Origin of the sequence: Xanthomonas sp. D-36-1, from assembly GCF_017746155.1 — a bacterium.
Taxonomy (GTDB): Bacteria; Pseudomonadota; Gammaproteobacteria; order Xanthomonadales; family Xanthomonadaceae; genus Xanthomonas; species Xanthomonas cissicola.
This window is the reverse complement of sequence record NZ_JAGHWR010000011.1, coordinates 1-14,017: the sequence shown is the minus strand read 5'-3', so window position 1 is coordinate 14,017 and position 14,017 is coordinate 1. Positions and strand designations below refer to the sequence as shown.

12 protein-coding genes, 1 tRNA gene and 1 pseudogene are annotated in these 14,017 nt (G+C 63.5%); 2 read left to right on the top strand and 12 right to left on the bottom strand.

Going from position 1 to position 14,017, the window contains the following annotated elements:
• Positions 1–140 precede the first annotated feature (140 nt).
• The 8 genes and pseudogenes from J7367_RS03660 to pcnB form a co-directional block, all read right to left on the bottom strand.
• Positions 141–761: pseudogene (locus J7367_RS03660) on the bottom strand (hypothetical protein).
• A 3-nt stretch (positions 762–764) separates the two neighbouring features.
• Positions 765–1,109 carry a type II toxin-antitoxin system prevent-host-death family antitoxin gene (locus tag J7367_RS03655; RefSeq protein WP_007965758.1) on the bottom strand — a complete coding sequence of 115 codons (345 nt, stop codon included), beginning with the start codon at positions 1,107–1,109 and terminating at the stop codon, positions 765–767.
• A 156-nt stretch (positions 1,110–1,265) separates the two neighbouring features.
• A complete protein-coding gene (gene pgi, locus J7367_RS03650; RefSeq protein ID WP_057659210.1) occupies positions 1,266–2,780 on the bottom strand; it encodes a glucose-6-phosphate isomerase in 1,515 nt (504 codons plus the stop codon).
• Positions 2,777–3,157: an aspartate 1-decarboxylase gene (gene panD / locus J7367_RS03645; RefSeq protein ID WP_003481969.1), complete on the bottom strand. Its 381-nt coding sequence runs from the start codon at positions 3,155–3,157 to the stop codon at positions 2,777–2,779. The genes pgi and panD overlap by 4 nt, the downstream gene beginning before the upstream one ends.
• Before the next feature lie 167 nt (positions 3,158–3,324).
• Entirely contained in the window at positions 3,325–4,167 is an 843-nt protein-coding gene (panC, locus tag J7367_RS03640; protein WP_007965764.1) for a pantoate--beta-alanine ligase, read from the bottom strand.
• Positions 4,164–4,979, bottom strand: coding sequence for a 3-methyl-2-oxobutanoate hydroxymethyltransferase (gene panB, locus J7367_RS03635; protein WP_057659208.1), 816 nt, complete (start codon positions 4,977–4,979; stop codon positions 4,164–4,166). Before panB ends, panC begins: the two co-directional genes overlap by 4 nt.
• Before the next feature lie 35 nt (positions 4,980–5,014).
• Positions 5,015–5,500: a 2-amino-4-hydroxy-6-hydroxymethyldihydropteridine diphosphokinase gene (gene folK, locus J7367_RS03630; RefSeq protein ID WP_007965767.1), complete on the bottom strand. Its 486-nt coding sequence runs from the start codon at positions 5,498–5,500 to the stop codon at positions 5,015–5,017.
• Positions 5,501–5,503: 3 nt separating this feature from the next.
• Positions 5,504–6,871: a polynucleotide adenylyltransferase PcnB gene (gene pcnB, locus J7367_RS03625; protein WP_057659202.1), complete on the bottom strand. Its 1,368-nt coding sequence runs from the start codon at positions 6,869–6,871 to the stop codon at positions 5,504–5,506.
• Between the two features lie 49 nt (positions 6,872–6,920).
• On the opposite strand from pcnB, the gene J7367_RS03620 reads away from it, so the two are divergent.
• Positions 6,921–6,995 (top strand) — tRNA-Glu (locus J7367_RS03620).
• Positions 6,996–7,480: 485 nt separating this feature from the next.
• Here J7367_RS03620 and folE2 read toward each other — a convergent pair.
• Together folE2 and J7367_RS03610 are read right to left on the bottom strand one after the other, a co-directional pair.
• Complete coding sequence (gene folE2, locus J7367_RS03615) at positions 7,481–8,398, bottom strand: GTP cyclohydrolase FolE2 (protein WP_057659200.1); 918 nt, start codon at positions 8,396–8,398, stop codon at positions 7,481–7,483.
• Positions 8,399–8,434: 36 nt separating this feature from the next.
• Entirely contained in the window at positions 8,435–9,598 is a 1,164-nt protein-coding gene (locus tag J7367_RS03610) for an N-acetylmuramoyl-L-alanine amidase (RefSeq protein WP_057659198.1), read from the bottom strand.
• 708 nt (positions 9,599–10,306) lie between these two features.
• Between J7367_RS03610 and J7367_RS03605 the strand changes: the two genes are divergently transcribed.
• Entirely contained in the window at positions 10,307–10,741 is a 435-nt protein-coding gene (locus J7367_RS03605) for a hypothetical protein (RefSeq protein WP_057659196.1), read from the top strand.
• Here the strand turns inward: J7367_RS03605 and J7367_RS03600 are convergent.
• Positions 10,725–12,224, bottom strand: a complete 1,500-nt coding sequence (locus J7367_RS03600; RefSeq protein WP_057659195.1) for an MASE1 domain-containing protein — start codon at positions 12,222–12,224, stop codon at positions 10,725–10,727. The two genes, J7367_RS03605 and J7367_RS03600, sit on opposite strands and share 17 nt — an antisense overlap.
• A gap of 258 nt (positions 12,225–12,482) precedes the next feature.
• Positions 12,483–13,910 carry a sugar porter family MFS transporter gene (locus J7367_RS03595; RefSeq protein ID WP_033481945.1) on the bottom strand — a complete coding sequence of 476 codons (1,428 nt, stop codon included), beginning with the start codon at positions 13,908–13,910 and terminating at the stop codon, positions 12,483–12,485.
• Positions 13,911–14,017 lie beyond the last annotated feature (107 nt).

Below are 14,017 nucleotides of genomic sequence, written 5' to 3'. Positions count from 1 at the left end.
TCCCGGTAGCAGCGCACCTGGGCGGGAGGAGCGTTGCCGATATGGACTGTCGCGCCCGGGTGCGCTCCTCCGGGTAAGGTCGATGGGTGTCTGGCCGCGTCGGTGAGACGGATCAAAGCATAAGCGCCTGAGCAAGCGACTCAGGACTGCCGCAACTCCAGCGCTGCCATCACGATGGGCTTGGCCCAATCGGGTACCTGCGCCAGTTCGTCCGGCGTTTGCGGGTAATGCAGGCCGCTGCGGTCCAGTTCCAGCACCAGTATGGGCGATGCCTGAGCTGCGGCATCGGCCGATGCGCTGTTGTCGTAGACATGCAGCACTGCCAGGTGAGGCAGCAAGGCAATCAGGTTGGCACGCGAGGCGTCGTAACGCTCGCGGATCTTGTGCTCGGGAATGGCATGACCGCCGGCCGCAACCCGCGCCGCCACGCGCTCGATATGCAGGTCCACGGTCGCCAACCCGCAAAACCAGACCGCGACCGTGTGCTGCGCGCAGGCCTCGCGCAGCAGGCGCGGAATGGTCGCGCCCAGCGTGGTTTCGAAGGCGAAATCGCTGCCATCGGCCATGGCCTGGCGCAGCCGCCGTACGCCTTCCTGCCAGGCCTGCGCGTTCGCTTCTGCAGGCGCCCAGCCCTGTTCCACCAAGTCCCTGGTGAAGGCGTCCGGGTTGAACCAGGTGGCGCCGTCCTATTGCAGAAACCGGCCCAGTAACGAACTCTTGCCCGCGCCATTGACGCCGGCCAGCACCAGAAGATTACCCATCGCTTACAGCGACGGGCCCAGGGTGACCTTGCGGCCGCGGCGTGCCGGTGTGGCGATCGCCTTGGCCAGGCCCGCACCCTCAGTCGCCCCCGCAAGATGCGCGTCGAACTTCGCCTGCAGTGCCTGCAGCGACTGCGCGCGCGCCGAGGTTGCGGCCGCCGCACTGGCCTGATTGACCAGGCGCCGATACTCCTCGGCATCCACCACCACCGCTTCGGGATGATTGTGGTTGGTGATCACCACTGCCCCGTGCGAGCGCACCTTGCGCATCAGGCTGGGCCAGCCCTTTACCTTGATGTCGGCAGCGGGGGATTTTTCGAGCTCGGGCAGATCCTGGAAGCGCGACATGGGGAAATCCGGGGCGAAGTGCTGGCGATCAGCCTACTCCCAAATTCCCAATTTAGGAAATTTGTCCATTTTGTCCAAACAATCCGGTCGATCATGCCGTCCAAAACAAAAACGGGGCCCGCAGGCCCCGGTTTTTCAAGCGCGATGCGCACATGCTCAGCCGCGCAACTTGTTCAGCAGCTCGCGCGTCACCGGGTCGGCCACATCGGCAGATTCGCCCTTCAGCGCCGGCAGCAACTGGCTGGCCAGCTGCTTGCCCAGCTCCACGCCGAACTGGTCGAACGCATTGATGCCCCACATCACCGATTGCACGTAGACGCTGTGCTCGTACATCGAGATCAGCGCGCCCAGCGCCTGCGGGGTGAGCGCATCGAGCAGGATCACCGTGCTCGGGCGGCCGCCCGGGTAGCTGCGGTGCGGGTCGCTACTGTCCTGCCCGTTGGCCAGCGCCTCGGTCTGCGCCAGCACATTGGCCATCAGCGCAGTATGGTTTTCCGCGTACGGGTCGTCGTTGTGCACGGTGCCGATGAAATCGGCCGGCACCACGCTGGTGCCCTGATGCAGCGCCTGGAAGAAGCTGTGCTGCACATCGGTGCCGGCACCACCCCACCACACCGACACGGTGTCGCTGTCCACCGCCGAGCCATCGAGCTTGACGCGCTTGCCCAGGCTCTCCATCACCAGCTGCTGCAGGTAAGCCGGCAGCAGTGCCAGGCGCTGGTCGTAGGTCATCACCGCGTGCGTGGCGCTACCGAGCAGGTTGCGGTTCCACACTGCCGTCAGGCCATGCAACACCGCAACGTTTTCTTCCAGCGGCGTGTTGAGCACATGTGCATCGAACTGCGCGGCGCCTTCCAGCAGTTGTTCGAAACGCTCGAAACCAATGGCCAATGCAATCGGGAAACCCACTGCCGACCACAGCGAGTAGCGCCCGCCCACCCAGTCCCACATCGGCAGCACGCGGCCGGGTGCGATGTCGAAGGCCTTGGCGGCACGCTCGGGGTTGGCACTGACCGCGTACAGCCGCTCGCTGCCACCGAGCCAGGCATGCAGGATGCTGCCGTTGAGCAGGGTTTCCTGGGTGCCGAAGGTCTTGGAGATCAGGATGCCGGCGGTGCGTGCCGGATCCAGCGTGGCCAGCGTGCGCTGCATCGCCGCACCATCGACGTTGGAGACGAAATGCACGCGCAAGCGCGCTCCGGCCACCGGACGCAAGGCATCGGCCACCAGCCGCGGGCCCAGGTCCGATCCACCGATGCCGACACTGACGATATCGGTGACCTCGGTCGCTTCCAGCTGCTGGATCAGCGCGCCCATGCGCTGGCGCACGTCGGCAGCGGTGGCATACGCCTCCGATGCCACCGCTGCGTCGGTCAAATCGCCGCGCAACGCGGTATGCAGGGCCGCGCGCTGTTCGGTGACATTGACCTGCTCGCCACGGAACAGGCGCTGGAACGCGCCGGAAAGATCGCGCGCGCGCGCGATGGCGAACAGCGCATCGAGCGCGGCGCGGTCATACTTCTGCCGCGCGAAGTTGAAATACAACGGACCGACTTGCCTGGCGTATTGCGTCGGCCGCTGCGGCTCGGCGGCAAGCAATGCGGGGATGGCAGCGCCGCGCAGGCGCTGGGCGTGGGCGTGAAGCGCGTCGAATCCGTTGGTGTGTGTCATGCGGCCTGCGTGGGGATGCTGTGGTTGGTGTGGGAGATCGCGTTGTGCGCGTTCACATATACCAGATTGGGCTTGAAGGTCTTGGCTTCGTCTTCGCTCATGCTGGCGAACGCCGCCACGATGATCAGATCGCCCACCTGCACGTGACGCGCAGCGCCACCGTTGAGCGACATGATGCCGCTGCCGTCTTCGGCGCGGATGGCATAGGTGCTGAAACGCGCACCGTTGGTGACGTCCCAGATGTGGACCTGTTCGAATTCGCGGATGCCGGTCGCTTCCAGCAGCAGGCCGTCGATGGCGATCGAGCCTTCGTAGTTGAGCTCGGAGTGGGTGACGGTGGCGCGGTGGATCTTGGCTTTCAGCAGGGACAGGTGCATGGACGGAAGGCAACGACAAAAGGAAAGCCGGCATTTTAGCGGAAAGCGCCCGTCCCCACCGGTTTGCGCTGCGGCCGGTGGTGAGGGCTTCAGGCCTGCGCAGCACGCACAACCGCGCGCCCGGTTCGCTGGCGCTGCCGGACGGCTCCGACGGCGCGTCGGCCTGCTCAGAATTCCAGGTTGTCGATCAAGCGCGTGTTGCCCAACCGGGCCGCGATCAAGGCCACGCGCGCGCCGGTGTGGCTGTCGCCCGGCTCGCTGAGGTCAGGCAGCCGCACCACCGCGTAATCGACCCTGAAACCGGCCTGTTCCAGCGTGTGGCTGGCCGCATCTTCCACCTGCGCACGCGGCGTGCCGGCGGCATAGCTGTCGCGCATCTGCAGCAGCACCTTGCGGATCGTGCCCGAGATCGGGCGATCTTCCGCCGACAGATACTGGTTGCGCGAGCTCATCGCCAGGCCATCGGCCTCGCGCACGATGCTGCCGCCCAAAATTTCGATCGGAAACGCCAGGTCGGCCACCATCTGCCGGATCACCGCCAACTGCTGGTAATCCTTCTTGCCGAAGGCGGCCACGTCCGGCTGCACCTGGTTGAACAATCGCGCCACCACGGTGCACACGCCATCGAAATGCCCGGGCCGGCATTCGCCTTCCAGCACATCGCTGACGCCGGGCGCATGGATCGGTGTGGCCAGCGCGGTGCCGAGCGGGTACATGGTGTCCACGTCCGGCAGCCACAGCGCATCGCAACCGGCGTCTTCCAGGCCGCGCAGGTCGGCCTCGGGCGTGCGCGGGTAGCGCGCAAAATCTTCATTCGGTCCGAACTGGGTCGGGTTGACGAACACGCTGGACACCACGCGGTCGGCGTACTGGCGCGCCAGCATCACCAGCGAATAATGCCCGGCGTGCAGGTTGCCCATGGTGGGCACCAGCGCCACACGCAAGCCCTCGCGCTTCCAGCCATTGACCAGGGCGCGCAGTGCGGAAAGATCGGTCAGGGTCTGGATCATGCGGCGTATGCATGCTCTGCATCGGGAAAGCTGCCGTCGCGCACCGCCTGTGCATAGGCGCGCACCGCGCCGGCAACCGAGCCGCCCTCGGCCAGAAAATCCTTGACGAACTTGGGCCGGCGGTGGCCACTGTCCAGCCCAAGCATGTCGTGCATCACCAGCACCTGGCCGTCGCAACCGGGGCCGGCACCGATGCCGATGGTGGGCACGCTGAGGTCGGCACTGATCTGCGTGGCGATCGGCGTCGGCACGCATTCCAGCACCAGCAGGCTCGCACCGGCGTCGACCACGGCCTGCGCGCCACGACGCAGCTGCTCGCCAGCCTCGCCGCGGCCCTGCACCTTGTAGCCACCGAACCGCAGCACCGATTGCGGGGTCAGGCCCAGGTGCGAGCAGACCGGGATCTCGCGCTCGACCAGGTAACGGATGACCTCCAGCTTGTGCCCGGCGCCTTCGATCTTGACCATCTCCGCGCCAGCCTGCAGCAGCTGGGTGGCGGCGTCCAATGCACGCTCAGGCGTGGCGTCGGCCTGGAACGACAGGTCGGCCACCAGCAAGGCGCGATCGAGCGCACGGGCCACCGAGGCCGTGTGGTAGACCATGTCGGCGGTGGTCACCGGCAAGGTGGAATCGTGCCCCTGCACCACCATGCCGAGCGAATCGCCGACCAGGATCAGGTCCACGCCATTGGCGTCGAAGGTGCGCGCAAAACCGGCGTCGTACGCGGTCAACATGACCAGTTTTCGACCCTCGCGCTTGGCCTGCGCCAAGGCGGGCACGGTCCAGGGCTTGCTGTCGGCGTGGCTGCTCATGAAGTCATTACGTGGGGTGATAAGCCGGCCATTATCTACCCAATCGGCTCCAGCCCGCAGGTATCGATGGCGTGCAGGGCGCGCCGCACTGTTCCATGCCCCGGAATGATCGCCTCCGGCGCCAGCTCCGACAGCGGCAGCAGGGCGAAGGCGCGCGCGTGCAGATGCGGATGCGGCACCTGCAGCTGCGGCAGGTCGATCACCTGGTCGGCGTACAGCAGCAGGTCCAGGTCGAGCGTCCGCGGGCCCCAGCGCTCGCCGGCGCGACGCTCGCGGCCGAACGCCTGTTCGATGCCGAGCAAGGCCTCCAGCAGCGGCAGCGGCGCAAGCTCGGTACGCAGCTGGGCCACGGCATTGATGAAATCGGGCTGGTCTTCGCGGCCCCAGGCCGGCGTGCGATACAAGCGCGAAGCGGCGATCAGCGTGGTCTGCGGCACGGCGCCCAGCGCGGCGATGGCCGCGCGCACGCTGGCCTCGGCCTGGCCCAGGTTGGCACCCAGGCCAACAAAGGCGGTCTGCATGCCCTACTCGCCGGCCGGTGCGCCGGTCCGACGGCGGCGTCGGCGACGCTTGCGCGGTGCGCCCTCATCGCTGTCGTGGTCGGCCTGCGCCGATTCGATCGCATCCACCAGCTCCTGGCCGGAGGACTTCTGCGCCTCGCGCCAGAACTCCACATCGGCGGCGTGGTCGGCCGATGCGAACTGACGCAGCACCAGGAAATCGAATGCCGCGCGGAAGCGCGGATGCGACAAGGTGCGAAATACCCGCTTGCGCTGACGCGAGGAGAAACGCGTCTGCAGTAACCAGATTTCCTGCATCGGCAGCGAGAAACGGCGCGGCAACGCGACGCGCTCCAACTGATGCAAGGTGACGCGATCGGCCGCGCGGCGCTGCGCATCCTCCGGTTGCACGCCTTGCGCCTGCAGCCCCATCAAGGTGCGGCAGAACGCCGGCCACAGCAGCAATGCAAACAGGAAGGCCAGCGACACCGGCTCGTCGTTGGCCACGCGTGCATCGGTATTGCGCAGGCCTTCCAGCACCATGGCGCGCAACGCGCCACTGCGGTTGGACTTCAATGCCGCCGCGCTTTCCGGAAACAACGCGCTGAGCAGGCCGTAACGCTCCAGACCTTCGAAGCTGGCCACACCGTGCCCAGACAGGAACAGCTTGAGAATTTCTTCGAACAACCGCGCAGGCGCAGCTTCGGACAGCAGCCCGGCCAGACGCGGAATGGGTTCGGCGGTGCCGGCTTCGATGTCGAAATTCAACTTGGCCGCCAGACGCACCGCGCGCAGCATGCGCACCGGGTCTTCCTGGTAACGCAACTGCGGGTCGCCGATCAACTTCATCAGGCGCGCCTGCACGTCTTCGAAGCCGCCGCAGTAATCGCGCACCGAGAAATCCTCGATGGCGTAATACAAGGCATTGCAGGTGAAGTCGCGGCGGATCGCATCGTCCTCGATGGTGCCGTAGACGTTGTCGCGCACCAGCCGGCCGTTATCGAGTTCGCGGTCGCCGCTGCCATCGTCGACATTGGCGCGGAAGGTGGCCACTTCGATGATTTCGCGACCGAACACCACATGTGCCAGACGGAAACGGCGGCCGATCAGGCGACAGTTGCGGAACAGCGCCTTGACCTCTTCCGGCGTCGCGTCGGTGGCCACGTCGAAATCCTTCGGGTGGCCGCCAACCAGCAGGTCGCGGACCGCACCGCCGACCAGATAGGCACCAAAGCCCGATTCGCGCAGGCGGTACAACACGCGTAACGCGTTGGGGCTGATGTCCTTGCGCGAGATGGTGTGCTGGTCGCGTGGAATGACGCGCAGCGTGAACGGAGATGTAACTGAGGGTTCGATGATGGCGCTTCCGTCTTGTGTTGCAGGATTGCCCAACGGCTATTACCTCACTATACTAGCGCGCTGCACAAGACGTGACAAAAGCGCTCCCTTCGTCTAATGGTTAGGACGTGGCCCTCTCAAGGCTAAAACAGGGGTTCGAGTCCCCTAGGGAGCACCACGATCGGTCTGACTGCTAAACGCCAGAGCCCCGCAATGCGGGGCTTTTGCGTTGTAGCGCAGGCACTCGCACATGCGTTGGTCTGTGTGGCATCGGGCAGGCCGCAACCATCTCGGTCTCATCTCCTGGCCTGGGCAGGACCACCGGCCCCAGGAAGTAGTCGAGGTTGGTTGCCGCCGATAGGGCGCCGGATTCCATCTGACGCCTCCAACGCGGCAGCGCTTGTCGGGATGCAATACGGGCCACGCCTCTCACTGCGCGGCAGCCAAGCGCATGCAGATTCGCCGGCATCACACCGCAAGCGTTCGACGATGTGTCGATCTCAGGAATGCGGCTCAGATCAGCCACATCAGCACGAGAAGAACGGACCTCATCGCGGCGCGCTCGGCGGTGCGCGTTCGCTGCGCAGCGACGTGAGTCGACGTGTTGTGTCTATGCACCATGCGTGCCGACCGCCTTGGGAATTTGCAGTGCATCGCGTCTGCTCACGTGGTTGTCGGTCCAAGCACCACTTCGTCGCTGCCGGTTTCGGCGACGGCGTCGTGGGCATGCAGGCTTTCCAGATGGCGTACCGCTACATGAAAGGCCGCGTAGTGCTCTGCCAGCGGCTTGCGCAGGCGTCGCGCCGCATCTTCGACATACATCAGGTTTGCGCCATTCAGGCGCGCAAATGCCTGTTCGTCGGGTCGCCGCACTGCTGCCTGCACCGGCGTCGCCAACGCCTGCTCGCACAGACCGACCAGTTGCTGGATGGCCAATTGCTGCGCATCGGCGGGCAGCTCGACGCGTACCTGCGCTACGCTGCGTTGGCTATGCGGCGTGGCGTAGGTACCGTGGTCCTGCAGCCATTGAATAACATCGCGCAGCGGCAGCGTATCGCGCCCGGCATGTTGCTGAACGAATGCATCACTCAGCAGCTGCCGCGACAAGGCTGCCGAACAGGGGCAGGTGGAGGCGTACAACACCTCGACCTGGAGCTGGATCGTGGTGCGCCCTGCCCTGCATTGCGCGGCGATGTGCACCGGATAGGCACGCCAGCCACTCAGTCCCTCACTGCGCAATGCCGGCGTGCGTAACATCAGTTCGAAGCTGAGCGTCAGCCGAGCGGCGCGGCTCGCGCAATCGGCATGGCTGTCGATCAGCGCCTGCAATAACTGCGAGAGCATGGCCGGCGACAATAGCTGCTGCAGATGCGTATCCAGCAGGCGGTACAGCCGCGACATGTGGATGCCTTTCAGCTCTGCCCGCGGCAGATCGACCTGCACGCTGGCGCGCGCGGCAAGCTGGCTGCCACCGGTCTCCAACTGCACGGGAATGGCGATGTCCTGCATGCCCACCCATCGCAGGGGCGCGCTCAGCGTTGATGGTTCAGTCACAGCAACATCGGGAAGCGTAGCGGACATCGGGGTCTCGTCGAAGATAAAGGTGACGACCGCGCCTCAGGCGCGGCCAGGAAACGCAGCGAAGTAGTCGTCGATTCCCGCATGCAATGTCTGCGCGAGTTCGTCCTGATGCGTATCGCTGCACAGGCGGCTGCAATCGTCGCGATTGCTCATGAAGCCGGTTTCTACCAGCAGCGACGGAATGTCCGGCGACTTCAACACCGCAAAACCGGCCTGCCCCACCTGGTTTTGATGCAGGCGCGTCACCTGCTGCAGGCGCTCCAACATCAACGTACCGAATGCCAGGCTGCTGGCGATGGTGCCACTCAGCGACAGATCGGCCAGCACCTGCGACAACACCGGATTGCTTGGCACCCGCAGCCGGCGCGCGGTATCGCCCATGTCGTCGGCAGCGTTTTCGCTATCGGCGATCCAGCGCGCCAGCGCGGAGCTGGCGCCGGTCTGCGACAGCGCAAAGACCGAGGCGCCGCGCGCTTGGCGCGTTGGTGCGGCATCGGCATGGATGGAGACGAACAGGTCCGCATTGTGGCGATGCGCGATAAACACGCGCTCGTGCAGCGGCACGAAGCGGTCATCGCTGCGGATCATGGTCGGCCGGTAGCGCGCATCGGACGCCAGGCGTTGATGCAGCCGCCCGGCCACCGCCATGGCCACATGTTTTTCGTAGCGCGCATCGCCACTGACCGCCCCCGGGTCCTTGCCGCCGTGGCCGGCATCGATGGCGACCACGTAGGGATGCAGGCGTGAGCGGGTCGGCTCCGTCCGCCCCGTCGGCGCTGCCGCTGCAGCGGCGTCGCTCGTGGACAACGCGACGCTGCCAGTGGCAGCAAGCTCCACCACTAGCGCGCCACCTTCCCAGTGCATGTTGGTCGAACATGGTTGCTGGAGGTCGATCACGACGCGCAGACCATCCAGATGTGGCGCGCTACGTATGCGGGCCACCGCAGCACCGGCAGGCATCGGATCGATGCGCGGCGACTGCGACGACACGCCAGCCAGGTCGATGACAACCCGCTCGGGATCGGTCAACCGGAAACTGCGATAGGCAACCTGCGCGCCCAGTTCCAGCCGCAGGCGCAGCGACTGGCCCTGCTGCTGCACGCTGCACCCCCGCAGGACGGGAAGTCCTTGTGCAGCCCCCAACGCCGGCAGAAGCATCAACGCGGCAGCGCCTCCCTGTAGCAGGTGACGGCGCTTCATGCCTGCACCTCAAAATCCAAGCAATCGACCCGACACAGCGGACGGCAGCACCGACTGCGGCGCGATTCCAGACAACACATCCAACACAAGGGGAGGCAGGACACGGGAGGCAAGACTGCGCGGCAACGGACAAGTGTTATAAAGTAACATCAATTCAGCGAAAGCAACTCAGCTCTTCCCATCCTGCGCTCTTGCGTTCATTTTTTCGCCCCAAGCTTGGAAGGCGCGGCCATCCGCCATGCCGAAATGTCTTTATCACTGCGACGAATCGATTGCGCACAGACGATGACCACGCTGTTCCCAGGCGACTCGCGACTGTCGTGCATTTATATAGCAACCTAATAACCTCTACGCGGGCGTGTCACGCACTATTCGAATAACCCGCTATTTTCTGCAAAGTTATATGACTGTAAAAATCCAACATTTCAAATTTCCATAACCGCGTCACCAACGAAATGAACAGCAATGACCCCAATCTATGACAACCTGTCAGCCCTCGGCATTTCACACAATATACAAATAAGAAGACAGCAAGAACTACGAAGGTGAACTCAGAAGGGCTGACACCTACACAAGTGTCAACACATTGACACAAGGCAAGTGCAATGAATTTTGACTTAGCCACTTACGAAGCTACGGAGAAACACGTACCGTAGGCGTGCCTGAATTGCAGGCGAATGTTTCCCGTACACGGGAGAAGGCGAAGTCATGGAAGTGAAGGCAAAGCTGGCATTTAAGACCCTAGGTGCCGTCGCCGTCGCGATACTGGCGGGCACCGGATCAGCAATTGCATGCTGTCCAGGCGATGGAACAGTTGCCACGCTGGCTGCCACGGGCCTGGGCGAGTCCGTGCCCCAAGCAACCAATCTAGCGGTAGATCCGGCATGGCGGATCTATGAATTTGAACGCGAGGGCATGCTGTACCTACAGATTAACGATGCAACTGGCGTAGTGCGTGGCGCGGTTGGTCGCGCAGGCGAGGTCCTGTGGGTGCTGCCGATGGGCAAGGACGTCAGTCGTGTGACGGTCTCGACGTTGACGGTCCCAACGCTCGCACAATTGGTTTATCAGACCAACAATTTCACGGTGCATCTCATCCCGGGCACCGCTGGAGAGCGCTGGATTGTCACACGGACGAAGTGATCGAAACTGGCTCGGCGACTAGCAGACTGAGGATTCGCGCATGGCGGCGGCGAAACATACCGCCATGCGCTTTTAGTCGCGTCCGCAATTCAGTACTCGCTTCAGTTGTGTCCCGCTGCAGTGGATCCAGCAATGAGCTATCCGCGAAGATCCTGATGACAATACCCTGTGAACCACCACTTTTCCATGTGCGAGCTTGCACAAGGTGCCGCTCGGCTTGTGGAAGCATTTCGAACGCGTTGAGCGCGCACCTATACGCGGCCAGCTGCAAGCCAAGTGATAGATCGCCACAATGACCACGCAGCGCGTGATGAATCTCAGTGTTATAGAACCGTGCCAGCACGGGTGAGCGCAGCGCCTGGTACACGCCATGCGTCTCGATTTCTAGCGGATATAACCCAGCGACATATTCATGCAGCAGGCGCGACTCGATGACTCCTGCCCTGGTCATCTCCATGGCTGCTGCGTGATGCCCACGCTCACGCAGCTGAGCAACGCAATCCTTGCGCAATCGATTTATATGAACGTTTATATCGGAATAATCCACCACGCGATTGCGGAGGGTGCGCTCTGCAGCCAGATAGCCCGCCTGAGCAAACTGCAAAGCGTCCAGTTGTGCCTGCTCCTGGTTCCCTGCCTGCGTGTAGGCAAAGGCCAACCTTGAACCAAGGACGAAGAGTCCCGTCGCAAGCACCGCAATCAGTAGCTGAACACTGAACAATTCGGAGTCATATGCGGCGATTCCGTACTTGGACCCAGACAAGGCCGCAATGAGGTTTGCCAGCAATGCGCCAGCCGCGGCTCCCCGCCAGCCATGACGGAGCGTCACAACAATTGCCGGCCCAATAAGCGACACCATCAAAACCTGTCGCAGCAGTGGCTCAGGGACAACATTGGCAGTGCAAAACAATGCCGCCATCGCAAATCCGGCAAATGCACTGTCACGCACCAAATCGTCACGAAGATAGCCTTCAGCACGCCGGTACCAAAGCAAACCCGGCAGCAAGAACATCAAAATGCCGAGATACGAACCCAACCAGGTTCTCAACAGAATCTCAAGGGGAGAGCTGGCTATGGGGCCACCGAGCGCGGCATTGAGCGCCATGCCACACAGCGTGCTCCACAAAGCGAGAATCGCCATGATGGGAAGAATTCGATTGCGGGTAATGACGTCCGGTGTATGACGGCGAATTGCCGAGACAGCCAGGGCGACCGCAGGCGCGAGTAAAAACGGACTCAGGTATGCCCACATCGGGGCGTAATCCCTTGTCTCCAAAATCGGGACACGCAACCAGAGCATTGCGGCGGCATCGCCCACCAAGAGAAACGGCCAACGACGGTATGGCATAAATAAAAGCGACGCAGCTCTCAAGCCAGCCGGCAGGTACCATTGATCGACAGACAGATGCCAGACAAGCAGATAGACAACGCAATAACCCAGACTTAGCAGAAGCCCTTCAGCCAGCTCTCTTGCAACTGCCATACAACCACTCCCTGGTTCGTCGACGAATTTTGCCTAGTGTGAAGCCATTTGCCATACCGCGTATAGCTGAAGCGCACAGATCGCGAGAGTGATCAGCGCAACCGCCCTTCGTGCCATCCCTGGCCAACGTCCTTGCACTTCAGTGGTGCAATCGGTGGCTGTCGTAACTTTGCCCGTCACCTAACTCATTCAACGAAAGAGGCCGCGCAATGCGCGGCCTTTTTCGTCTTCGATGCCGATATCGGCACAACCGGGCCATCAGCCCTCCATCTGCTCCAGCTCCTTGCCCTTGGTCTCGTAGACGTATTTGAGCACGAAGAACACCGAGATGAAGGCGGCGACGGTGTAGATGCCGTAGGCACCGGCCAGACCGATACTGCCAAGCAGGATCGGGAAGCTGACGGTGATGGCGAAGTTGGAGGTCCACTGCGCGGCACCGGCAATGGCCAGGCCCGAGCCGCGGATCTGGTTGGGGAACATTTCGCCCAGCATCACCCACATCACCGGGCCCCACGAGGCGTTGAAGAACACCACGTAGACGTTGGCGGCCACCAGCGCGAGCATGCCCATGGCATCGGACATCGCAAGCTTGCCGTTGGGATCCAGCGAGGCGGTGGCGAACGCGTAAGTCACCAAGGCCAGCGAGACGGCCATGCCGGCCGAGCCGATCCACAGCAGCGGCTTGCGGCCGATCTTGTCCACCAGCATCACCGTGACCAGGCAGGCGCCGATGCTGAGGCCGCCGGAGAGCACGTTGATCAACAGCGCATCCTGCTCGGAGAAGCCCACTGCCTGCCACAACACCGCGCCGTAATAGAACACCACGTTGATGCCGACCAGTTGCTGGAACACCGCCAGGCCAATGCCGATCCAGACGATGGGGCGGATCTTGCCGGTAGCCTTGTTGATGAGGTCGGAGAACTTGGGCTTGTGCTGGTCGGCCGCCATCGAGGCGGAAATCTCGCCCAGCTTGGTCTGCGCGGCGGCGTTGCCGTACAGGCGCTTGAGCACCACCAGCGCCTGCTCGCGGCGACCCTTGACCACCAGATAGCGCGGGCTTTCCGGGATGACCAGCAGCAGCAACAGGAACAGCAGCGACGGAATCGCCTGCATCCAGAACATCCAGCGCCATGCGGCCTGCCCGGCCCAGAGCGGCTCGGTGGAAGCACCTGCAGCGTTGGCCAGCAGATAGTTGCTCAGGAATGCGCAGAACAGTCCGCTGATGATGGCGATCTGCTGCATCGTGGCGAGCCGGCCGCGATAGCGCGCCGAGGCGACCTCGGCGATGTAGGCCGGCGAAATGACGCTGGCCGCGCCCACCGCAAAGCCGCCCATCACGCGCGCAAAGATGAAAAAGGCAGAGCTGTGCGAGGCGCCGGCCCCGATGGCCGAGAGCAGGAACAGCGCCGCGGAAATGATCAGGACCGCGCGGCGGCCCCAGCGGTCGGCCAGGCGGCCGGCAAAGAAGGCGCCGATGGCGCAGCCCAGCAGCATCGAGGCGACCTCGAAGCCGGTCTCGGCAGCGGTGGACTGGAAGGTCTGTTTCAGGCCGTCGACGGTGCCATTGATCACGCCGCTATCGAAGCCGAACAGGAAGCCACCGATCGTGGCCACACAACTAATCAGGATGATGAAACGGGTGTTCTCGCCGGCATCGGGGGCGCCGTCAATGGAAACACTGGACATGGGTTCACCTGGGAACATGCAAGGGAGCGTCCACGGGGGTGGCCGCCATCGGCCGGCGACGCAATGCGCCGCCGGCCACGGGACATCAACGCGTCAGATACTGATTG